Below are 21208 nucleotides of genomic sequence, written 5' to 3' on the forward strand. Positions count from 1 at the left end.
CCTTGCCCTACCCCAAGCCCTGGTTATGCTGGGCCGTCATGGACCTTCCGCCCCTCGCCGCCCTGCGCAGCTTCGCCCTGGTGGCGGAAACCGGCAGCCTGACCGCCGCCGGCGCCCGGCTGAACCTGACCCAGCCCGCGATCAGCCGCCGCATCCGGGAATTGGAGGCGTTGCTGGGCGTGGCGCTGGTGCATCGCGGCGCCAATGCGCTGCGCCTGACGGAGGAAGGGGCGCGCTACGCCGCCGCGCTGAACCGGGCCTTCGGGGACATCGCGACCGCCACCGCGGCGCTGCGCGGCGCCACGCCGCTGCGCATCCGCGCCTATACGACCTGGGCGCTGCGCTGGCTGATCCCCCGACTGCCCCGCTTCCGCGCCCTGCATCCGGGGCAGGAGGTGGAGGTGATGACCGGCACCGACCCCGCCGTGGATTTCGCGCGGGAAGGCCTGGACGCCGCCATCCGCACCGCACCGGCAGACCGCCCCCCCGCCCATGGGGCGGTCCGGCTGCAACCCGTGATGGTCGCGCCCTTTGCCTCCAGGCGCGCGGGGCTTGCGGGGATGAGCCTGCTCGGCAGCCGCGTGCGCCCGCGCGACTGGGCGCTGTGGCACCAGGCCGCCGGGCTGCCGCCCCCCGCCGCGCCCCTGCTGTTCGAGAGCACGACGCTCGCCATCCAGGCGGCGGCGGAGGGGCTGGGCGCCGTCATCTGCTCCCCGGCCTTCGTGGCGGAGGAGGTGCGGCGCCGGCGCCTGGTCAGGCTCTCCAGGACCGAGGCGCCGACCGGCGACCATTACTGGCTGATGCTGCCCCCGGGCACGCCGACGCCGCGCGCGGCGGCTTTCCGCGACTGGCTGCTGGCGGAAGCGGCGCCCCCTACCCCCGCCAGCGATCCCTGAGCGCCCGGAACCCGCAGCGCGCCACGCCCGCCGCCGCGATCACCGCATCCATCGTGCCGTCGCCGAAGCGCTCATACTCGCCGATGCGCCATTCCGGCTTCTGCCGCGGATGGGCTGCCGTGATGGCCTCGATATCGCCGGGCGCGTTGGGATGGAGGGAGACGAAGGTCAGCCCCGCCTCCGCCGGCACCACGATGTCACGATAGCTCTCCGCGGAGACCGCGCGGTTCGGGGTCATCGCGAAGCGGTCGATCACCGGCATCCCGGCCGCGGTCATCATCGCGAAGGCTTCCGCATAGAGCGCGCGATCCACCTCACCCAGCTTCAGCACGCCGAGGTAGCTGCCGATCTCTCGCGGCAGCAGCAGCGGCAGGCGGTATTCCAGCGCGAGCGCCAGCGTGTGGGGCAGGATCTCCGGCGCCAGGGCCGCGCCCATATGCGTGTCGAGATGCGTGGCATCGATGCCCATCGCCAGCGCGCGGTCGATCTGCGCCCGCATTTCGTCGCGCGCCGCTTCCGGCCGCACCGTCGCGCGCAGCGTGGCCACGTTCGGCGGGAAGTAGCCATCGGCATCCATCAGCCCGGATGCCGCGCTACGCGTCGAGATCGGCCCCCAGCGATAGGCGGGCCATTCGCTGGTCAGCGTGAGATGCACGCCGAGGTCGAGCGTCGCATCCCCTCGTGCCGCCGCCGCGATCTCCGGGAACCAGGGGCACGGCACCATGACGCTGCCGCTATCCAGCCGACCCGCCCGGAACAGGTCGAGATAGGCGACATTCGCGCCATGGCACATGCCGACATCATCGGCGTGGAGGATCACGGTCTTCATCGCCCAGCCCTCTTCCTACCCTATCGCCGGCACCGGGGATGGCAGCACATCCCGCGTCGCCACCACCGCCACATCGCCATGACGCTGGATGAGGGAGGCCGGCACGGCGGCGGTGACGGGCCCGTGCATCATTCGCCGCACCACGCCACGCTGCCAGGGACGGTGCAGGAACAGGCGGATGCGCCGCGCCGACAGGATCTCCCGCATGCCGACCGTCACCGCCTGGTCCGGCAGCAGCGCGATATCGCCGCCCGTCGCCGTCACGGCATTGATCGTCCGCGTCTCCCGCGACAGGCGCAGCACGCGGGTCGGGCGCGCGGCGAAGGCCTCCACGCTCACCACCTCGCCGGGCTCCGGCGGTTCGTTGAAGGCGATATGCCCGCACATGCCGACGCCCCCGAAGCAGACATCGACGCCGCCATGCGCCGCGATCTCCGCCGCCGGTTCCGCCAGGCGGTGCGGATGCGGGAAGATGATTCGCGGCGCCAGCTCGTGATCCATGCGCTCCACGAGGTGGCGGCGCAGATGCCCGCGGAAGCTGAGCGGGTCGGCCTCCGCGATCCAGTCGCCATCCGGCGCCAGGTATTCATCCATGCCGAGCAGCGTCAGGCCGCGCAGCGACAACCGCTGCGCCATGCAGAAATCGGCCAGGATCTCGTACTGCCCAGTCGGCCCCACCGGCACGATGAACAGCACGCGCTGCCGCCCCGCGGCGCGGGCCTCCGCAAATTCGGCCAGCATCTGCCGGGCGAATTCCTGCACGAGCGCTGCGCGGTCCTCCACCACCGAGAAGCCGATCCCGGTCCCCCTGCCCAGCGCCTCCCCGGGCGTGGCGAGCCAGTCCTCCCGCGCCGATGAGGTCACCCGAAGGCGGCGGCCGCGAAGCGCGCCAGGTTGTCATGGCCCATCCGCGCATAGGTCAGCGGGTGCGCGATGGCGGGGTCCTGCTCCGCCTCCACCACCAGCCAGCCCGAATAGCCCGCGGCGGCGACATGGGGCAGCACGGCGGCATAATCCACGCAGCCATCGCCCGGCACGGTGAAGACGCCGGCCAGCACGCTGTCGAGGAACGACAGGTTCCGCTTCTTCACATCCGCCATCACATCCGCGCGGATGTCCTTGGCGTGGAAATGCGTGACGCGCTTGGCGTGGTTCCTCGCCGCCCGCACGGGATCGCCGCCGGCGAAGGTCAGGTGCCCGGTATCCAGCAGCAGGCCGACATGCGTCGTGCCCGCCATCATCCGGTCGATCTCGGCCTCGCTTTCGATCAGCGTGCCCATGTGGTGGTGATAGGCCATGGCGAGGCCGCGATCGCCAAGGCGCTTCGCCATCTCATCGAGGCGCGGCAGCAGCACATCCCATTGCCGCTCCGTCAGCACCGGCCGCTCCGCCACCGGCCTGGCCTTGTCGCCATGCACCGCCGACGTCACCTCGCAATGCACCATCGCCGTGCAGCCGAGTGCCGAGAGCAGCGCGATATGCGGCTCGGCGGCTTCCATCTCCGCATCCACGTCGCGTTCCAGCAGGTTCGATCCGTACCAGCCCGAGGCGAGCGCGAGACCATGCGCCTCCAGGATCGGCTTCAGCGCCGACGCCGTGCGGGGGAACTTGTTGCCGAGTTCGACACCCGCGAAGCCGGCCAGCTTCGCCTCCGCCAGGCAGGTCTCGAGCGGCGTTTCCGCGCCGAGTTCCGGCATGTCGTCATTGGTCCAGGTCAGCGGGTTGATCGCCAGCTTCACGCGCATCTCAGTGTTCCTGCTTCTTCAGCGCGGCCTCATAGGCGCGCCGTGCTGCAATCTGTGTCTCGCCACGCGGCGCGGCGGCCACGGGCACATCCCACCAGGCGCCGCCTTCCGCGGTGCTGATTTGCGGGTCGGTATCGATGACGATGACGCTGGTGCGCTTCGCCGCCAGCGCCTTCGGCAGCGCCGCTTCCAGCCCGGCGATGCCGTCCACCTTCGTGGCGATCGCCCCCATGGCCTTCGCATGGGCCGCGAAATCCACCTGCGGCGCGGCATCCGGCAGCAGGTTGTTGAAGGGCGCGCCGCCCGTGCCGCGCTGCAACCGGTTGATGCAGCCGAAGCCGCGGTTGTCCAGCACCACGATCGTCAGCTTCGCGCCCAGCATGACGGAGGTCGCGATCTCACTGTTCATCATGAGGTAGCTGCCGTCGCCGACCAGGACCACGACTTCCCGCTTCGGCAGCGCCATCTTCACGCCGAGCCCGCCGGCGATCTCGTACCCCATGCAGGAATAGCCGTATTCCAGGTGGTAGCTGGCGGCATCCGTCGCGCGCCACAGCTTGTGGAGTTCGCCCGGCAGCCCGCCGGCCGCGCAGACGACGACGCCATCCGCCGGCATCGCGCGGTTCACCGCGCCCAGCACCTGCGCATCGCTGGGCAGTGCGGCGTCCTTCGGCTTCGGCGCGGCCGTCACCTTCTCCACCGTGCGGTGCCAGCGCGCGGTCGCGGTCACGGCCTTCTCCTGCCACTCCCGCGGCGCCGCCCAGCGGCCGAGCGCGCCGCTCAGCGCCACCAGGCCCCGCGCGGCATCGGCGACCAGCGGCTGCCCGTCATGCTTGACGGCATCGAAGGCAGCGACATTCAGCCCGAGCAGCCTCGCGCCCCCGAACAGCGCGCGGGAGCCGCTGGTGAAATCCTGCAACCGCGTGCCGACGGCCAGCACCAGATCGGCCTTGGCCGCCAGCGCATTCGCCGCCGCGCTGCCCGTCACGCCGATGGCGCCGGCATTGCGCGGATGGTCCCAGGACAGGCTCCCCTTCCCCGCCTGCGTCTCCGCCACCGGCACACCATGGCGATGGGCGAAATCGGCCAGCGCAGCCTCCGCGCCCCCGTATTTCACGCCGCCGCCGGCCAGGATCAGGGGGCGCTTCGCGGCCTTCAGGGCCTCCGCCGCCGCCGCCAGTTCCCGTGCATCGGGTTCCGGCGCGCGGGGGCGGTGGATGCGCTTGCGGAAGAAATCGGTCGGCCAGTCGAAGGCCTCCGCCTGCACATCCTGCGGGAAGGCCAGGGTCACGGGCCCGCATTCCACCGGGTCCGTCAGCACCCGCATCGCCGCCGGCAGCGCCGCCAGCAGCTGTTCAGGCCGCATGATCCGGTCGAAGTAGCGGGAGACGGGGCGGAAACAGTCATTGGCCGAGACGGTCCCATCCTCGAAGGATTCGACCTGTTGCAGCACCGGGTCGGGCCGCCGATTCGCGAAGACATCCCCCGGCAGCAGCAGCACCGGCAGCCGGTTCACATGCGCCAGCGCCGCCGCCGTCACCATGTTGGTCGCCCCCGGCCCGATGGAGGTCGTGCAGGCCATCATCCGGCGGCGCGCATGGGCCTTGGCGAAGGCGATGGCGGCATGGGCCATGGCCTGTTCGTTATGCGCCCGGAAGGTCGGCAGGGCCTTGCGGTTCGCCTCCAGCGCCGGGCCGAGTCCCGCGACATTGCCATGCCCGAAGATGGCGAAGACCCCCCCGAACAGGGGCAGCGTGCGGCCTTCCAGCTCGGTCATCTGGGCGGCAAGGAAGCGCACCGTGGCCTCGGCGGCGGTCAGGCGTATGGTGGCCATGGGACTGGTCCTGGACATTTCGGCGCAGCCGAGTTGACGGCCGGGCCAGTGTTACGGATTGATGACAGCCCCCACAAGCCGGGGGCGCCGAGGGGATAGCGACGAACGCCATGCTGCAATTCGCACAATTCGGGGCCGGGCGCATCGGCGCCATCCATGCCGCCAACCTGGCCGCCAGCGGCCGGGCCGCGCTGCGCCATGTCGTTGACGTCCACGCCCCCTCCGCCGCCGCCCTGGCCGCGAAGCATGGCGCCACGGTCAGCGACACCGCGACCGCCCTGGCGGACCCGGCGGTCGGCGCCGTCATCATCGCCAGTTCCACCGACACCCATGCCGACCTGGTGATCGCCGCCGCGGAGGCCGGCAAGGCGATCTTCTGCGAGAAGCCGATCGACCTGTCCCTGCCCCGCGTCGATGCCTGCCTTGCCGCCGTCGCCAAGGCCGGCGTGCCCATGCTGGTCGGCTTCAACCGCCGCTTCGACCCCAATTTTTTCGAGCTTCACCGCCGCATCCAGGCGGGGGCCGTGGGTTCTGTCGAACAGGTGGTCATCACCAGCCGCGACCCGGGCCCGCCGCCCGTTTCCTACATCAAGGTCTCCGGCGGGCTGTTCCGGGACATGACGATCCACGACTTCGACATGGCCCGCTGGATGCTGGGCGAGGAACCCACCGAGGTCTTCGCCACCGGCAGCGTGCTGGTGGACAAGGCGATCGGCGAGGCCGGCGACATCGACAGCGCCATGATCATCCTCAAGACCGCCTCCGGCCGCATGGCGCATATCAACAACAGCCGCCGCGCCGCCTATGGCTACGACCAGCGCGTGGAGGTGCATGGCAGCGCCGGGCGCCTGATCGCCGGCAACCGCGTGGGCACCACGGTGGAGCAGGCCGATGGCAAGACCGTTTCCACCGACCTGCCGCTGCACTTCTTCCTGGAACGCTACGCCGATGCCTACCGCATCGAACTCGCCGCCTTCCTCGACGCGGTCGAGAAGGGCACGCCCATGCCCGTCGGCGCGGAGGATGGCCGGCAGGCGCTGGTGCTGGCCGATGCCGCCTACCGGTCCCTGACCGAGGGCCGCCCGGTGACGATCGGATGAGCGTCCTGCCGAAGGTCTCGCTGGCCGGCCGCTGCCTGCTCGTCACCGGCGGCACGCAGGGAATTGGCGAAGCCTGCGCCCTGGCCGCCGCCGAGGCCGGCGCCCGCGCCGTCTGCATCACCGGCCGCAACGCCAAGCGCGGCGCATCCGTCGTCGCGGCGCTGCGCGCGCTGGGCTCGCAGGCGCATTTCGTCGCCGCCGACCTCTCGGATGCGGACGCCACCGCGGGGATCGTGGCGCAGGCGGAAGCCGCGCTCGGCCTGGTGGATGGGCTGGTCAACGCCGCGGGGCTGACGGATCGCGGCACCATCCTCGGCACCGACATCGCGCTGTGGGACAGGCTGTTCGCCATCAACGCCCGCGCACCCTTCATCCTCACGCAGGCCGTGGCACGGCGCCTGGTGGCGGAGAAGCGGAGCGGCACCATCGTCAACGTCATCACCATGTCCTCCCATGGCGGGCAGCCCTTCCTCACGGGCTACTCATCCTCCAAGGGCGCGCTGGCGGTGCTGACGAAGAACACGGCGCTCGGCCTCCGTCCCCACCGCATCCGGGTCAACGGCATCAATCTCGGCTGGGCCGACACGCCGGGCGAGCACGTCATCCAGCAGAAGGATGGTAACCCGCCGGACTGGCTGGACCGCGCCGCGCCCGCGCAGCCCTTCGGGCGGCTGGTCAGCGCGCCGGATGTGGCGGGGCTCGCCACCTACCTGCTCTCGGATGCCTCCGGCATCGTCACGGGATCGCTGATCGATTTCGACCAGAACGTCATGGGGGCCTACGAGTGAACACGCGGGATTTGGCACTGCGGCGCGACGCGGCTGCCGCCATCGCGCGGGATGCCGCCCAGGGCGCCTTCCTCATGCGCGCCCGCGGCATGGGGGCGGCCAGCTTCAAGGGCGCACAGGATTTCCTGACGGAAGCGGATGGCGCCACCGAACGCTTCATCCGCGATCGCCTCGCCACCATCTTCCCGGGCGAGGCCGTGCTGGGCGAGGAGATGGGCGGCGGCCTCGGTGCCGTGGACGGCCCGCTCTGGATCATCGATCCCATCGACGGCACCTCCAACTTCTCCCGCAACGGGGATCGCTGGTGTGTCTCCATCGGCATGGCGCTGGATGGCAAGGCGGTGGTCGGCGCCGTCGCCCGCTACGTGCCGTCGGAGGTCTTCGCCGGCGCGAAAGGCTGCGGCGCCACGCTCAACGGCGTGCCTATCAAGGCATCCGCCGTCGACAGCATGGCCCGCGCCACCATCGAGGTCGGCTGGTCCATGCGCCGTCCCCTCGCCGCCTTCCACCAACTGTCCCAATCCATCATGGGCATGGGCGCCGGCTTGCGCGTCGGCGGCTCCGGCACGCTGGGGCTGGTGGAGGCCGCCAACGGCCGGCTTGAGGGCTATATCGAGCAGCACATCAATTCCTGGGATGCCTGCGCCGCCGTCGCCATCGCGCGGGAGGCCGGCGCCTGGGTGAACGAGTTCGACAGCGGGGACTGGCTTTCCAGCGGCAATCCCGTCGGCATCGGCGCCCCGGCGCTGGGGCCGATCCTGGCGCCGCTGCTCGGGCCTTGAGCCCACCCGGCGCGCGGCCTTATCTGTTTCATCATCATCGCGGATCGGCCCGATAAGGCCGGCCGGATCAAGGAGGTTTCCCGTCCATGTCGTTCACCCGCCGTCTTCTCGCCACCGGCCTCCTGCTCGGTGGCACCGCCTTCCTGCCCGCCGCCGCGCAGGCCCAGGGCAATCTGGTCGTCTACTGCTCGGTGCAGGAGGAATGGTGCCGCCCGATGATGCAGGCCTTCGAGCGTGCGACGGGCGTGCGCGTCGCCATGACCCGGCGGTCGAGCGGCGAGACGATGACGCAGATCCGCGCGGAGGCGACCAACCCCCGCGGCGACATCTGGTGGGGCGGCACGGGCGACCCGCATATGCAGGCGGCGGAGGAGAACCTCACCCTCGAATACCGCTCCCCCCGCCTGTCGGAACTCCATGACTGGGCGGTGCGCCAGGCGGAGCAGACGCAGTTCCGCACCGTCGGCATCTATGCGGGCGCGCTCGGCTATTCCTACAACGTGACGGAACTGAACCGCCGCCGCATCGCGGCCCCGCGCTGCTGGGCGGATCTGGCGAAGCCGGAATTCCGCGGCGAGATCCAGGTGGCCGACCCCAACACCAGCGGCACCGCCTACACGATGCTGGCCACGCTGCTGCAGGTGATGGGGGAGGAACCGGCCTTCACCTACCTCCGCGCGCTCCATCGCAACGTGAACCAGTACACGCGATCCGGCGCCGCCCCCGCCCGCGCGGCCGCGACCGGGGAGACGCTGGTCGGCATCACCTTCCTGCACGACGCCGTCACGCAGAAGATCGCCGGCGCGCCGGTGGAAATTGTCGCCCCCTGCGAGGGCACGGGCTACGAGATCGGCTCCATGTCCATCATCCGCGGCGCCCGCAACCTGGATAATGCGCGCCGCTTCTATGACTGGGCGCTGTCGCCGGAGGCGCAGAACATCGCGGGGCAGGCCAATTCCTACCAGCTTCCTTCCAACCGCAACTCTGCCATCCCGCCCCAGGCCCCGCGCTTCGAGAATATCCGCCTGATCGACTATGATTTCGCCCGCTGGGGTTCGGCGGCGGAGCGCACGCGCGTGATCACCCGCTGGGAACGCGAAGTCCGCGCCGGCTCCCGCTGAACCGCTTGCCATGGGCGCGTTGACCCTCGGCCGTGCGGCGCTGATCGGCGCCGCGATCGGCCTCCTCCTCGCGCCCTGGCATGGGCTTGAGAATGGGGCGTTGGCCGCCTGGCCGCGCGGCGAGGCATCGCCGCTGCTGGCGCTGCTGCTCGATGGCTCCCGCTGGTGGCTGTGGCCGGTGGCGGCGCTGCTGGCCGCCGTGGCGCCCGCGCTGCTGCGGGGCCGCGCGCCGGGGCTGCTGATGATGGTCGCTGGCGCCGGCATCGTCGCCTGGATCTTCCTGATGGGCCACGCCATCGGGCTGAACGGCCTGGCGTGGAAGGGCCTGGCGCCGCTGCTCGGCGCACCGCCGCCGCAGCCCTCCCTCGGCTGGGGCGCGCTGATGGTCCTGGCGGGCGGCGTCGCGCTGTTCTCCGCGGGCCTCGCCGCGCGCGGCAGCTTCGGCGCGGATGCCTTCGTCAGCTTCCTCGTCTGCGGCAGCGCATTCCTCCTGATTCTCTTCGTCTTCGTGCCGCTCGTCACGATCCTGTCCGCCGCGATCTATGAGGGCGACCGCTTCGCCCCCGATGCGCTGGCCGCCCGCCTGACGGCGCCGGAAGCCTGGTCGCTCGCCTGCGTCACCACCCATGCCGGCTGCGGCGTGGTGTGGAACACCCTGCTGCTGGCGACGCTGACGGGCGTGATCTCCACCCTGCTCGGCCTCGGCTTCGCGCTGCTGGCGGTGCGCGGCAATGTGCGCGGCGCCGTTGCCTTCCGCGCGATGACGATTCTGCCGCTCATCACCCCGCCCTTCGTCGTATCGCTGGCCTTGATCGTCCTGTTCGGCCGCACCGGGATCGTGACCGGCTTCCTGTGGGAGAATTTCGATATCCCCCGCAGCCGCTGGATCTACGGCCTGCCCGGCGTGCTGCTGGCGCAGGTCCTGGCCCAGGCGCCGGTCGCCTTCATGCTGCTGGACGGCGCGCTGCGCGCGATTTCGCCGAGCCTGGAGGAAGCCGCCAGCACCATGGGCGCGCGCCGCTTCAAGGTGTTCCGCAGCGTCACCTGGCCGCTGCTGAAGCCGGCGCTGGCGGCCGCCTTCCTGCTCGGCTTCGTCGAAAGCCTGGCCGATTTCGGCAACCCGCTGGTCCTCGGCGGGGATTTCGACGTGCTCTCCACCCGCATCTTCTTCGCCATCGCCGGCGCGCGGCATGATCCCGGCCGCGCCGCAGCGCTCGCGCTTCTGCTGCTGGCGCTGACCTTCGGCGCCTTCGCCTTCCAGGCGTGGTGGCTCGGCAAGCGGCGCTACACCACCGTGACGGGCAAGGGCGACAGCGGCTTGCCGGCGCCGCTGCCCAAGGGCCTGAAGCTCGGCTGCTCCCTCGTCGTCTGGCCCTGGATGGCCTTCACCGCCGTCGTCTACGGCATCATCCTGGTCGGCGGCTTCGTGCGCGACATCGGCCGCGGCGACATGACCTTCACCTGGCGCCACTTCCTGACGGGGTTCGAGGTGGAGTGGCACAACGGCGTCGATTTCCGCGGCAGCGCCTGGGACAGCCTGTTCACGACGATCGAGGTCGCGGCCATCGCCGCGCCGCTGACCGCCGGCCTCGGCATCCTCCTCGCCTGGCTGATCGCGCGGCAGAGCTTCAAGGGGCGCGGCACGCTGGAATTCATGACCATGCTGTCCTTCGCCATCCCCGGCACGGTCGTGGGCGTTTCCTACGTCATGGCCTTCAACGTGCCGCCGGTGGAGCTCACGGGCACGGCGCTGATCCTCATCATCTGCTTCGTCTTCCGCAACCTGCCGGTCGGCGTGCGCGGCGGCCTGGCCGCCCTCGCCCAGATCGACAAGTCGCTGGACGAGGCTTCCGCCACCATGGGCGGCGGCGCGCTGTCCACGCTGCGGCGCGTGGTGCTGCCGCTGCTGCGCCCGGCCATCGTCGCCTCGCTGGCCTTCAGCTTCGTCCATGCGATGACGGCGGTGTCCGCGGTGATCTTCCTCGTCTCCGCGCAACACAACCTCGCCACCGTCTACATCGTCGGCCGGGTGGAGGCCGGGGAGATGGCGCTGGCCATCGCCTATTCCACCGTGCTGATCGTCATCATGCTCGTCGTCGTGCTGGGCATCGAGAAACTGGTCGGCCGCGCGCAGATCGGCCGTCGCGCGGCCACGCCAACCACCATGCACGCCGGGGCCTGACCGACATGTCCGACGTCTCCATCACCTTCGACCGCGTGACCAAGGCCTTCGGCGCCTTCCGCGCGGTGGACGAGGTCTCCTTCGCCCTGCCCCGCGGTGCGCTCGTCACGCTGCTCGGCCCCTCGGGCTGCGGCAAGACCACCACGCTCCGCCTCGTCGCCGGCCTCGAACTGCCGACCGGCGGGCGGATCGAGATCGAGGGCAAGGACGTCACCGCCCTTGCCGCGGCGGAACGCAAGATCGCGATGGTGTTCCAGTCCTACGCGCTGTTCCCGCATATGAACGTGCTGGAGAACGTGTCCTACGGCCTGCTCGTCAACGGCGCCCGCAAGGCCTCCGCGGAGAGCGAGGCGCTGGCCATGCTCAAGACCCTCGGCCTGGATGGCCTCGGCCAGCGCCTGCCCTCCGAACTCTCGGGCGGCCAGCAGCAGCGCGTCGCCGTCGCCCGCGCGCTGGTGCTGCGGCCGAAGGTCCTGTTGTTCGACGAACCGCTCTCCAACCTCGATGCGCGCCTCCGCCGCCGGGTGCGGGAGGACATCCGCGACCTGCAGAAGAAGCTCGACCTCTCCGTCGTCTACGTCACGCATGACCAGCAGGAGGCCCTGGCCGTCTCCGACCTCGTCTGCGTCATGCGCGCCGGGAAGATCGCGCAGATGGGCACGCCGAACGCGCTCTACGAAGACCCCGCCGACGCCTTCATCGCGGATTTCATGGGGGAGGCGAATGTCATCCAGGGGGAGGTCCTCGGCCCCAACCGCATCGCCCTTGGCGGCATCGCGCTCGACACCGTCATGCGCGCCCACCCGCCCGGCGCCGCGCAGATCGCCGTGCGGCCGGAATCGATCCTCCTCCAGCCCGAGGGATCGCCCGGCCTGCCGGGGCGCATCCAGCGCGCCGCCTTCCTCGGCCAGACCCGCGAATACGAGATCCAGACCCCGGCCGGGGAGTTGTTCGTCGTCACCCCCGCCGCATCCCCCGCCTTCGCGCCCGGCGATGCGGTATCCTGCGCGATGCAGCGCGTGATCCCGCTGCGACCGGCAGCTTGAGAGCACCACGATGACCACCATCGACTACTACATCAGCCTCAACAGCCCCTGGGCGCATCTGGGCGCCGCGCGGATCGAGGCCCTGGCCGCCCAGCATGGCGCGACGCTTCGCGTGCATCCCTGCGACTACCGGGAGACGATCTTCCCGGCCTCCGGCGGCCTGCCCCTGCCCAAGCGCAGCCCGCAGCGCCAGGCCTATCGCGCGCAGGAATTGCGGCGCTGGCGCGCGCATCTCGGCACGCCCATCGTGCTCGCGCCGAAGCACTCGCCCTTCGACGAGGTCTTCGCCGCGCATTGCGTGATCGCGGCGCGGGAGACGGTCGGCAATGCCGCCGCCGTCACCCTCGCCCACCGCATCCTGCGCGCGCTGTGGGAGGAGGAGGCGAACCCCGCCGACCCCGCGACGCTCCCGCGCCTCATCACGGAAAGCGGGCTCGATGCCCCTGCCCTGCTGGCCGCCGCCGCCGATCCAGGCTGGGCCGCGATGCGGATCGCGGAGAGCCAGGCGGCGCTGGCGCGCGGCGTCTTCGGCGCGCCCAGCTATGTGATCGGGGACGAGATCTTCTGGGGCCAGGACCGCCTGGATTTCGTCGCCCGTCACCTCGCCGGCGGCTGATCCCCGGCGCGTTCCAGCATCCGCAGCGCGATCTCCCTCTCCCCGCTGATGGAGAGGTTGGCGCCGAGGCCGTTGAGGTGGTCGACGGCCTCATCCGAATGGGCGCGGGCCAGGATCTCCAGCGTCGCGTTCAGCGCGCGGGATTGCTCGACGACCTGCCCGGCCTCGAAGGTCTCCGGCACCGTCACGAACAGGCGGCGCGCCTGGGCCATGTTGGCCGCCGCCAGCACTTCCGGGTCCGCGGCATTGCCGACGACGATCTCCGCCCCATCGGCGCGCGCGGCGGCCACTGCCTCATCCGCTTCCTCGATCACCACCACGGGGCGTCCGGCCGCCACCAGCCTTGCGCCGACCAGGCTGCCGACGCGGCCATAGCCCACCACCACGTCATGGTCGGTCAGCGTCGTCACCTCCGGCGCCGCGGCTTCGCCCGCGGGCGCGCCCGCAGGCTCCGTGGTGTCGGAGGTTCCGGCCGCCACGGCGTCCCTGGCCCCCTCCACCACCGCTTCCGCCACCGTCGCCGGGGTGGGTTCCCGCACCGCCTCGGCCGCGGCCTTCGCGGCGGGCTCCGGCGCGTCCGGCGTGGCCTTGGCGGCGGCGGTCGCGGCGGCGTCCTTGGTGAACTGGATGCGGGTCAGGATCTTGGTGCGCCCGCGCTCCACCGCCGCGAACAGGAAGGGGTTCAGCAGGATGGAGATGATGGCCCCCGCCAGCACCAAATCCCGCGCATGCCCGTCCACCAGGCCGAGCGTGACGCCGAGCCCCATCAGGATGAAGGAGAATTCGCCGATCTGCGCCAGGCTCACGGAAATCGTCATCGCCGTCGCGGCCGGATGGCCGAAGGCGCGGACGATCGCGTAGGCGGCGGCGGATTTGCCGATGACGATGATGCCCACCGTCGCCAGCACCGCCATCGGGCTTTCCACCAGCACCGCCGGGTTGAACAGCATGCCGACGGAGACGAAGAACAGCACCGCGAAGGCATCGCGCAGCGGCAGCGCTTCCTCCGCCGCGCGCTGGGACAGGCGGCTTTCGCCCATCACCATGCCGGCGAAGAAGGCGCCGAGCGCGAAGGACACGCCGAACAGCACCGCCGCGCCATAGGCGACGCCGAGCGCCACCGCATAGACGGCCAGGCGGAACAACTCCCGCGATCCGGTATGGGCGGCATAGTGCATGATCCAGGGGATCAGCCGCCGCCCCGCCACCAGCATCAGCGCGACGAAGGCCGTCACCTTGGCGATGGTGATGGCGAAGGTGGAGGCGAGGTCGGACATCGACATCGCCGCGCCGCCCGGCAGCAGCGCCGGCCCGATCGCGGGCAGCAGCACCAGCGCCAGGACCATGGCCAGATCCTCCACGATCAGCCAGCCGACCGCGATCTTGCCGCGTTCGGTATCGATGATCCGCCGTTCCTGCAGTGCCCGGACCAGAACGACGGTGGAGGCGACGGACAGGGCGAGGCCGAAGACCAGCCCCGCGCCGATGCCCCAGCCCAGCGCCCAGGCCAGCGCCATGCCCATCAGCGTCGCCACCGCGATCTGCCCGACCGCGCCGGGCAGCGCGATCGACTTCACCGCCATCAGGTCCTTCAAGGAGAAGTGAAGACCGACGGCGAACATCAGCAGGATCACGCCGATCTCGGCGAGCTGGTTCGCCAGTTCCTGGTCCGCCACGAATCCGGGCGTGAAGGGCCCGACCGCCACGCCCGCCAGCAGGTAACCCACCAGCGGCGAGAGTTTGAGGCGGTGCGCCACCATGCCGAAGATGAAGGCCAGGCCGAGGCCGGCCGCGATCATCGCAATCAGTGGCGTGTGGTGTGCCAAGGTCTCGTCTCCGGCGAAGTGAAGGTCGGTGCCGAAGCCGATAGGGCAACCGGCACAGGCCGGCCACCCAAAATCACGGGTGGCTCAGGCCCCCTGCCGCAGGCAGGCCCTCAGGCGACGGCGTAACGTTCGAGCGCGAGGTCATCCGCCGCGATCTCCGGCGTGCGCCCCGTGACCAGGTCCGCCAGCAGGCGGCCGGACCCGCAGGCCATGGTCCAGCCCAGCGTGCCATGGCCCGTGTTCAGCGAGAGGTTCGGGTAGCGCGTCGGCCCCACCACCGGCGTGCCGTCCGGCGTCATCGGGCGCAGGCCCGTCCAGAAGCTCGCGCGTTCGATGTCGCCGCCCCTGGGGAACAGGTCACCGACGCTGTAGGCCAGCGTCTCCCGCCGCGGCTTGCGGAGCTTGAGGGAGAAGCCCGCCAGTTCCGCCGTGCCACCGACGCGGATGCGGTCGCCGAGCCGCGTGATCGCGACCTTGTAGGTCTCATCCATCACGGTGGAGACCGGCGCCGCGGCCTCATCCGTGATCGGCAGCGTCAGCGAATAGCCCTTCACCGGATAGACCGGCACATGCACCTTCAGCGGGCGCAGCAGCGCCGGCGAATAGCTGCCCATGGCGACGACGTAGTGGTCGGCGGTCACGCGCCCGGTATCCGTCACCACGCCCGTGACGCGGCCGGCCTCGGTCTCCAGCGCCTTCACCGTGACGCCATGGCGGAACACGACGCCCGCGGCCGCGGCCAGGGCGGCCAGGCGCTGGGTGAAGATGTGGGCATCGCCCGTCTCGTCACCCGGCAGTTGCAGCCCGCCCACGAACTTGCCGGGCACCAGGCCCAGCGCGGGCTCGGCGGCGATGCAGCCGGCCTGGTCCAGCACGTCATGCCGCACGCCGAAGCCCTTCAGCACCTCGATATCGGCGCCGATGGAATCGAGCTGCTTCTGCGTGCGGAACAGCTGCAGCGTGCCGCGGGTGCGCTGGTCGTACTGGATGCCGGTGTCGTCACGCAGATCCTTGAGGCAGTCCCGTGAATACTCGGCCAGCCGCACCATGCGCGCCTTGTTGCGGCCATAGGCGGCTTCCGTGCAGTTCGCGAGCATCTGCGCCAGCCAGCCATAGAGGCCGCCATCCATGCTCGGCCACATCACCAGCGGCCGGTGGCGCATCATCAGCCACTTCAGCGCCTTGATGGGGATGCCGGGGCCCGCCCAGGGGGCGGAATAGCCCGGGGAGACCTGCCCCGCATTGGCGAAGCTGGTTTCCATGCCGGCGGCGGGCTGCCGGTCCAGCACCGTCACCTGGTGGCCCGCCCGGGCCAGGTACCAGGCGCTCGTCACGCCCACCACACCACTGCCGAGGACCACCACGCGCATCGCTGCTGCTCCGTTCCGAACGGGTCAAGAATACGGTCAGAAGCGGTGAATTTCATGCGCGATCGACGCAGGATGCCTCGCCAGGGGGCAATCTGCGCAATATCCTGCGAAGAATCAGCAGGATCGAGCACGCCCCATGGATGACATCGACCGTGCCATCATCCGCGCGCTCCGCGTCGATGGCCGCATGCCCAATGCGAAGCTGGCGGAGGCGGTGGGCCTCAGCCCCTCCGCCTGCCTCCGCCGCCTGCGGATGCTGGAACGGGACGGCACGATCCGCGGCTACACCGTGGTGGTGGAGGATGCGGCCCCGCAGGGCGCCGTCGTCGTCATCGTGCAGATCACGCTGGAACGGCAGACGGATGACCACCTCAAGCGCTTCGAGGAAGCGGTCCGCCGCTGCCCGGAAGTGCGGGAATGCTACCTGATGACCGGCATCGCGGACTACCTGCTGCGGGTGGAGGCGCGGGACGCCGCCGATTACGAACGCATCCACAAGGAAGCGCTGTCCCGCATGCCCGGCGTGGCGCGCATCCAGTCCAGCTTCGCGATCCGCACGGTCATCCGGGGATAGCCCCATCACGGTCACGAATGACGACCATCGCGGCGGGGCGGTGGCGCCGGGATCGCGGGGTGCCCAACTCTACGCCCAACGCCGCGGCGCATTCCCGCCGCCGGCCGCTTTCCAGGGACTGCCCCGATGACCGAAGCCCGAGACCTTTTCGCCCCCGCCACGATCGGCGACATCCCCGTCGCCAACCGGATCGTGATGGCGCCGATGACGCGCAACCGCGCCCCCGGCAACCTGCCGAATGCGCTGATGGCCGAATACTACGGCCAGCGCGCCTCCGCCGGCCTGATCGTGACGGAGGGCACCGCCCCCGCCGCCAATGGCCGCGGCTATATCGACATCCCCGGCCTCTACAGCGATGCGCAGGTCGAAGGCTGGCGCGGCGTGGCGGATGCCGTGCATGCCAAGGGTGGGCGCATCGTCGCGCAGCTCATGCATGTCGGCCGCATCTCCCACCCCGATTTCCAGGAAGGCGCGCAGCCCGTCGCGCCCTCCGCCATCGCCGCCAAGGGGGATATCTTCACCTTCGAGGGCATGAAGCCCCTCGCCACGCCGCGCGCGCTGGAACAGGCGGAGATCGATGCCCTCATCACGGCCTATGGCGATGCCGCCGCGAATGCCGTGAAGGCGGGGCTGGATGGCGTGGAGATCCATTCGGCGAATGGCTACCTGCCGAACCAGTTCCTGGCCCCCAACGCCAACCAGCGCACGGACCAGTGGGGCGGCAGCGTCGAGAACCGCGCCCGCTTCCTGATCGCCATCGTGGAGTCCGCCGTCAAGGCGATCGGCGCCGGTCGCGTCGGCGTGCGGATCAGCCCCGGCAACCCCTTCAACGACATCGCCGACCCGGCGGCCGAGGAGACCTATGAGTATGTGACGAAGGCGCTGGGCGGCCGTGGCCTGGCCTTCCTCCACATCCTCGACGCCCGTCCGCCCTTCGACATCGCCGCCATGGCGCGCCGCAATTTCGGCGGGCCGATCATCCTGAATGGCGGCTATGACCGCGATCGCGCGCAGGCCGACCTCGCCAGCGGCCGGGCGGATTTCATCGCCTTCGGGTCCAAGTTCATCAGCAACCCGGACCTGCCGGCCCGCCTGCAGAAGGGCGCGGAGCTGGCCGCGCCGGACACCGCCACCTTCTATGGCGGCGGCGCCAAGGGCTACACGGACTACCCCGCGCTGGCGGCGTGATCCCGGCGGGGGGCGGGCAGCCGCCCCTCGCCCCGTCTCGATGCGCCGGCCTGCCCCGATCACCCCCGGATTGGCGAAGCCCGCCGTCCGGCCTAGCCTGGTTCCCTTCCGATCCGAGAGGCCCCGCCCTGATGACCGACACCCCCTACGACCTGCTGCTGCGTGGCGACCTCGTGCTCTCGGACCGGGTCGTGGCCGATGGCTATGTCGGCGTGCGGGGGGGCCGGATCGCGGCGATCGGCGAAGGGGAAGCCCCGCCCGCCAAGGCGGTCGCGGATCATCGCGGGCGCGTCGTCATGCCCGGCCTGGTGGATGGCCACATGCATACCTCCTCCTCCACCGGCTGGCCGGGGATCGAGGGCGCGACCATGACGGCCGCCGCCGGCGGCGTCACCACCGTCTGCGACATGCCCTATGACGTGCCGAACCCCGTGACCACGGCCGCGATCTTCGCCGACAAGGTGGAGCATGTGCACCGCCTGTCGCATGTGGACATGGCGCTCTACGGCACCATCCGGAAGGATGGCGGGATCGACGACATCGCCGCCATCGCGGAAGCCGGGGCCTCCGCCTTCAAGGTCTCCACCTACGAATACGACGCGCACCGCTTCCCACGCATCGACCATCCGACGATGCTCTCCGCCTTCGCGGAGATGGCGAAGACGGGCCTCATGGTCGCGGTGCACAACGAGGACCAGGAGCTTGTCGTCAAGCTGACGGAAGCCGCCAAGGCCGCGGGCAACACCAGCCCCATCTGGCATTGCCGCACCCGCCCACCGCTGACGGAGAGCATGGCGGACCTCGAGATCTTCGAGATGGCGCTGGAAACCGGCGCGCATGTGCACATCGCCCATTCCTCCATCGCCCGCGGCTTCGACCTGGCGACGCTGTATCGGAACATGGGCGCCAGGACCTCCGGCGAGGCCTGCATCCAGTATCTCTGCATGACGGAGGACGACATCATCCGCCTGCAGGGCTTCGGCAAGTGCAACCCCCCCTTCCGCACGGCGGAGGAGGTGGAGCGCATGTGGGGTGCCATGGCCGCCGGCACCGTCGCCTATGTCTCGACCGACCACGCGCCCTGGCCCAAGGCCAAGAAGCAGTACACCGGCGACATCTTCACGGTGGGCGCGGGCCTGACGGGCCTGCAGAGCTTCGCGCCGCTGATGTACACGCTGCTGATCGAACGCGGCATGTCGCCGACGGTGATGGCGCGGATGTGCAGCGAGCAGCCCGCCCGCTACCACGGCCTGGATCCCGTGAAGGGCGGCATCCGGCTCGGCGCCGACGCCGATTTCTGCGTGCTGGAGACAGGCGACTTCGTGTTCGACGAACGCATCATCCAGGACCGGGAGGATGCGCGCTGGTCCCCCTATCACGGCCGCCCGATGAAGGCGCGCGTGGCCAGCACCATCCTGCGGGGGCAGGAGATCTGGAACGGCAGCGAGGTGAAGGCGAAGCCCGGCACCGGCCGCTTCGTGCCGCGCCAGCACCGCCGCAGCGCGCTGGACTGACCGCGATGACGGGCGACTACTACGTCAGGCACCTCGCCGTTGAACTGCCCCTCGCCTATGCCGAGCGCATCGTGGACGCGACGCTGGCGGCGGGGCGGGAAGCCGGCCTGCTGCCGCTGACCGTCGTCGTCCTCGATGCCGGCGGGCATGTCGTGGTGCAGAAGCGGGAGGATGGGTCGGGAATCCTCCGCGCGGAGATCGCCCGCGGCAAGGCGCATGGCGCGCTCGGCATGGGCATCGGCAGCCGCGTGATCCGCGACCGCCTGAAGGAACGCCCGGCCTTCCAATCCGCCATCGCGGCAGCCAGCGACGGGCGCTTCATCCCCGTCCCCGGCGGCGTGCTGGTCTGCCGCGCGGATGGCGCGGTGATCGGGGCCGTCGGCGTCAGCGGCGATGCCTCCGACAAGGACGAATACGCGGCCATCGCCGGCGTGCGGGCGGCAGGGCTGACGCCGCATCCCGAGAACCCCGTGGAGAACTGGCGCGATGCCGGCCTTTGACCGACGTTGCTTCGAACGCCGCTTCCTGCTGGCCACCGCCGGCAGCCTGCTGACGCTTCCTGCCCTGGCGCAGAGCTTCCCCGCCCGCCCCATCCGCCTGGTGATCCCCTTTCCCGCCGGCGGCCCGACCGATGTCTATGCCCGGTTCTATGCGGAGCGGATGACGCGCGAACTCGGCCAGCCCGTGGTGACGGAGAATCGCGGCGGCGCCGGCGGCGCGATCGGGGCGCAGGAGGTGATGCGCGCGCGGCCGGATGGCCACACGCTGCTCTTCGGCACCGCCTCCACCCACGCGCTCTACAACCTCGTCACCGCGCAGCCGCAATACGACCAGGCGCGCGATTTCCTCGCGGTCGCGACGCTGGGCGGCGGCCCGCTCTGCTGGCTCGCCAACCCCTCGCAGCCCGGCACGCTGGCCGGCTTCCTCGCCGCCGCCCGCGCCGCCCGCCCCGCGCTGGCCTATGGCTCCCCCGGCACCGGCACGCTGATGCATCTGGCGACCGAGATCCTGAAGCGGGAAGCCGGTGGCGTGGAGATCAGCCACATCCCCTATCGCGGCGCCGCGCCGGCCATGAACGACCTGATCGCCGGCACGCTGGCGCTGGCGGTGAACACCCTCGGCGCCGGGCTGCCGCTGCACCAGGCAGGCCGGGCCCGCATGCTGGCCGTGGCGTCGGAGGCCCGCGCCCCCCAGGCGCCCGATGTGCCGACGGCGGCGGAGGCGCTGGGCCGCCCCGGCTTCACCGCCGTGCTCTGGCACGCCGTCTTCGCCCCCCCCGGCCTGCCGGACCCGATCCTGGCCCGGCTGTCGGAGGCGACCAACGCGGCACTGTCCGACCCCGGCTTCCGCGCCCAGCTCGCCAATGCGGGGATCGAGGCCGCCGCCCCCGGCACGCCCGCTTCCGCAAGCGCCTATATCGCGGCGGAGACGGCGCGCTACCGCCCCATCGTCGACGCCATCCGGCCCGAGCTGGAGGGCTGATTCCGCCCCATGGCCCGCCGACCGCGCCGCGACGATGCCGACCGCGACCCCGCCGATGGTGAGGCGCGGGAATACACGCCGCCTTCCCGGCGGACCAGCAATGTCGTCATCGGCGTGCTCGTCAGCGCCGGCCTGTTCCTGATCGCCTATTTCATCCTGGAACTCAGGCTGGAGGACATGGGCGGCACAGCCGGTATCATCGTCATGGCCATCGTCTTCATCCTCGTCGGCCGCGCCGCCCCCTGGCGTTAGGGGGACGCTCTGCCCGGCCGGCCAGGACCGCAGTTCCGTCGTCCCCCCGGGCAGCAGGAGCCC

Annotated in this window: 20 protein-coding genes; 14 read left to right on the forward strand and 6 right to left on the reverse strand. The window is 70.9% G+C overall.

The window, feature by feature from the left end:
• Window positions 1-38: 38 nt before the first annotated feature.
• Entirely contained in the window at window positions 39-896 is an 858-nt protein-coding gene (locus tag BM041_RS07235) for a LysR substrate-binding domain-containing protein (RefSeq protein WP_092957848.1), read from the forward strand.
• Here the strand turns inward: BM041_RS07235 and BM041_RS07240 are convergent.
• From BM041_RS07240 to iolD, 4 genes are read right to left on the reverse strand one after another with little or no spacing between them, the layout of a single operon-like run.
• Window positions 874-1725, reverse strand: coding sequence for a polysaccharide deacetylase family protein (locus BM041_RS07240; RefSeq protein WP_092957851.1), 852 nt, complete (start codon window positions 1723-1725; stop codon window positions 874-876). The two genes, BM041_RS07235 and BM041_RS07240, sit on opposite strands and share 23 nt — an antisense overlap.
• Window positions 1726-1740: 15 nt before the next feature.
• Window positions 1741-2589 (reverse strand): 6-phosphogluconolactonase, encoded by an 849-nt coding sequence (locus tag BM041_RS07245; protein ID WP_092957854.1) that lies wholly within the window; start codon window positions 2587-2589, stop codon window positions 1741-1743.
• The gene (gene iolE / locus BM041_RS07250) at window positions 2586-3470 is read right to left on the reverse strand and encodes a myo-inosose-2 dehydratase (protein ID WP_092957856.1); all 885 of its coding nucleotides are present in this window, start codon (window positions 3468-3470) and stop codon (window positions 2586-2588) included. Before iolE ends, BM041_RS07245 begins: the two co-directional genes overlap by 4 nt.
• 1 nt (window position 3471) lies before the next feature.
• Window positions 3472-5304: a 3D-(3,5/4)-trihydroxycyclohexane-1,2-dione acylhydrolase (decyclizing) gene (iolD, locus tag BM041_RS07255; RefSeq protein WP_092957859.1), complete on the reverse strand. Its 1833-nt coding sequence runs from the start codon at window positions 5302-5304 to the stop codon at window positions 3472-3474.
• Window positions 5305-5414: 110 nt separating this feature from the next.
• Between iolD and iolG the strand changes: the two genes are divergently transcribed.
• The 7 genes from iolG to BM041_RS07290 all read left to right on the forward strand — a co-directional run bounded on the left by iolG (window position 5415) and on the right by BM041_RS07290 (window position 12939).
• A complete protein-coding gene (iolG, locus tag BM041_RS07260) occupies window positions 5415-6404 on the forward strand; it encodes an inositol 2-dehydrogenase (protein WP_092957863.1) in 990 nt (329 codons plus the stop codon).
• Window positions 6401-7192: an SDR family oxidoreductase gene (locus BM041_RS07265; protein ID WP_092957866.1), complete on the forward strand. Its 792-nt coding sequence runs from the start codon at window positions 6401-6403 to the stop codon at window positions 7190-7192. The genes iolG and BM041_RS07265 overlap by 4 nt, the downstream gene beginning before the upstream one ends.
• Window positions 7189-7974: an inositol monophosphatase family protein gene (locus BM041_RS07270; protein WP_092957869.1), complete on the forward strand. Its 786-nt coding sequence runs from the start codon at window positions 7189-7191 to the stop codon at window positions 7972-7974. The genes BM041_RS07265 and BM041_RS07270 overlap by 4 nt, the downstream gene beginning before the upstream one ends.
• 86 nt (window positions 7975-8060) lie before the next feature.
• Window positions 8061-9095 (forward strand): ABC transporter substrate-binding protein, encoded by a 1035-nt coding sequence (locus BM041_RS07275; RefSeq protein WP_092957872.1) that lies wholly within the window; start codon window positions 8061-8063, stop codon window positions 9093-9095.
• A gap of 10 nt (window positions 9096-9105) precedes the next feature.
• Complete coding sequence (locus BM041_RS07280; RefSeq protein WP_092957875.1) at window positions 9106-11277, forward strand: ABC transporter permease; 2172 nt, start codon at window positions 9106-9108, stop codon at window positions 11275-11277.
• 5 nt (window positions 11278-11282) lie between these two features.
• Window positions 11283-12323: an ABC transporter ATP-binding protein gene (locus BM041_RS07285; protein ID WP_092957878.1), complete on the forward strand. Its 1041-nt coding sequence runs from the start codon at window positions 11283-11285 to the stop codon at window positions 12321-12323.
• Window positions 12324-12333: 10 nt separating this feature from the next.
• On the forward strand, window positions 12334-12939 hold the full coding sequence (locus tag BM041_RS07290) for a 2-hydroxychromene-2-carboxylate isomerase (RefSeq protein WP_092957881.1): 606 nt from the start codon (window positions 12334-12336) through the stop codon (window positions 12937-12939).
• On the opposite strand, the gene BM041_RS07295 is transcribed toward BM041_RS07290, so the two are convergent.
• The gene (locus BM041_RS07295; protein WP_092957883.1) at window positions 12921-14765 is read right to left on the reverse strand and encodes a cation:proton antiporter domain-containing protein; all 1845 of its coding nucleotides are present in this window, start codon (window positions 14763-14765) and stop codon (window positions 12921-12923) included. The genes BM041_RS07290 and BM041_RS07295 overlap by 19 nt on opposite strands.
• 110 nt (window positions 14766-14875) lie before the next feature.
• Entirely contained in the window at window positions 14876-16135 is a 1260-nt protein-coding gene (locus BM041_RS07300) for a D-amino acid dehydrogenase (protein WP_092957886.1), read from the reverse strand.
• A gap of 136 nt (window positions 16136-16271) precedes the next feature.
• On the opposite strand from BM041_RS07300, the gene BM041_RS07305 reads away from it, so the two are divergent.
• From BM041_RS07305 to BM041_RS07330, 6 genes are all read left to right on the forward strand, one after another.
• The gene (locus tag BM041_RS07305; RefSeq protein ID WP_092957889.1) at window positions 16272-16709 is read left to right on the forward strand and encodes an Lrp/AsnC family transcriptional regulator; all 438 of its coding nucleotides are present in this window, start codon (window positions 16272-16274) and stop codon (window positions 16707-16709) included.
• A 126-nt stretch (window positions 16710-16835) separates the two neighbouring features.
• On the forward strand, window positions 16836-17897 hold the full coding sequence (locus BM041_RS07310) for an alkene reductase (protein ID WP_092957892.1): 1062 nt from the start codon (window positions 16836-16838) through the stop codon (window positions 17895-17897).
• 131 nt (window positions 17898-18028) lie between these two features.
• Entirely contained in the window at window positions 18029-19411 is a 1383-nt protein-coding gene (locus BM041_RS07315; protein WP_092957895.1) for a dihydroorotase, read from the forward strand.
• Window positions 19412-19416: 5 nt separating this feature from the next.
• The gene (locus BM041_RS07320) at window positions 19417-19911 is read left to right on the forward strand and encodes a GlcG/HbpS family heme-binding protein (RefSeq protein ID WP_092957898.1); all 495 of its coding nucleotides are present in this window, start codon (window positions 19417-19419) and stop codon (window positions 19909-19911) included.
• Window positions 19898-20893, forward strand: a complete 996-nt coding sequence (locus BM041_RS07325) for a Bug family tripartite tricarboxylate transporter substrate binding protein (RefSeq protein ID WP_092957901.1) — start codon at window positions 19898-19900, stop codon at window positions 20891-20893. Before BM041_RS07320 ends, BM041_RS07325 begins: the two co-directional genes overlap by 14 nt.
• Before the next feature lie 9 nt (window positions 20894-20902).
• Complete coding sequence (locus BM041_RS07330; RefSeq protein WP_092957904.1) at window positions 20903-21145, forward strand: hypothetical protein; 243 nt, start codon at window positions 20903-20905, stop codon at window positions 21143-21145.
• Window positions 21146-21208: the final 63 nt, after the last annotated feature.

This window comes from Falsiroseomonas stagni DSM 19981 (genome assembly GCF_900114315.1).
GTDB lineage: Bacteria > Pseudomonadota > Alphaproteobacteria > Acetobacterales > Acetobacteraceae > Falsiroseomonas > Falsiroseomonas stagni.

What these genes read in the sequence shown, in the direction of transcription:
- BM041_RS07315 (WP_092957895.1), top strand. Translation starts at nt 18,029, where the DNA reads ATGACCGACACCCCCTACGACCTGCTGCTGCGTGGCGACCTCGTGCTC.
- BM041_RS07235 (WP_092957848.1), top strand. Translation starts at nt 39, where the DNA reads ATGGACCTTCCGCCCCTCGCCGCCCTGCGCAGCTTCGCCCTGGTGGCG.
- BM041_RS07275 (WP_092957872.1), top strand. Translation starts at nt 8,061, where the DNA reads ATGTCGTTCACCCGCCGTCTTCTCGCCACCGGCCTCCTGCTCGGTGGC.
- BM041_RS07290 (WP_092957881.1), top strand. Translation starts at nt 12,334, where the DNA reads ATGACCACCATCGACTACTACATCAGCCTCAACAGCCCCTGGGCGCAT.
- BM041_RS07305 (WP_092957889.1), top strand. Translation starts at nt 16,272, where the DNA reads ATGGATGACATCGACCGTGCCATCATCCGCGCGCTCCGCGTCGATGGC.
- iolE (WP_092957856.1), bottom strand. Translation starts at nt 3,470, where the DNA reads ATGCGCGTGAAGCTGGCGATCAACCCGCTGACCTGGACCAATGACGAC.
- BM041_RS07320 (WP_092957898.1), top strand. Translation starts at nt 19,417, where the DNA reads ATGACGGGCGACTACTACGTCAGGCACCTCGCCGTTGAACTGCCCCTC.
- BM041_RS07330 (WP_092957904.1), top strand. Translation starts at nt 20,903, where the DNA reads ATGGCCCGCCGACCGCGCCGCGACGATGCCGACCGCGACCCCGCCGAT.
- iolD (WP_092957859.1), bottom strand. Translation starts at nt 5,304, where the DNA reads ATGGCCACCATACGCCTGACCGCCGCCGAGGCCACGGTGCGCTTCCTT.
- BM041_RS07265 (WP_092957866.1), top strand. Translation starts at nt 6,401, where the DNA reads ATGAGCGTCCTGCCGAAGGTCTCGCTGGCCGGCCGCTGCCTGCTCGTC.
- iolG (WP_092957863.1), top strand. Translation starts at nt 5,415, where the DNA reads ATGCTGCAATTCGCACAATTCGGGGCCGGGCGCATCGGCGCCATCCAT.
- BM041_RS07310 (WP_092957892.1), top strand. Translation starts at nt 16,836, where the DNA reads ATGACCGAAGCCCGAGACCTTTTCGCCCCCGCCACGATCGGCGACATC.
- BM041_RS07280 (WP_092957875.1), top strand. Translation starts at nt 9,106, where the DNA reads ATGGGCGCGTTGACCCTCGGCCGTGCGGCGCTGATCGGCGCCGCGATC.
- BM041_RS07240 (WP_092957851.1), bottom strand. Translation starts at nt 1,725, where the DNA reads ATGAAGACCGTGATCCTCCACGCCGATGATGTCGGCATGTGCCATGGC.
- BM041_RS07300 (WP_092957886.1), bottom strand. Translation starts at nt 16,135, where the DNA reads ATGCGCGTGGTGGTCCTCGGCAGTGGTGTGGTGGGCGTGACGAGCGCC.
- BM041_RS07325 (WP_092957901.1), top strand. Translation starts at nt 19,898, where the DNA reads ATGCCGGCCTTTGACCGACGTTGCTTCGAACGCCGCTTCCTGCTGGCC.
- BM041_RS07285 (WP_092957878.1), top strand. Translation starts at nt 11,283, where the DNA reads ATGTCCGACGTCTCCATCACCTTCGACCGCGTGACCAAGGCCTTCGGC.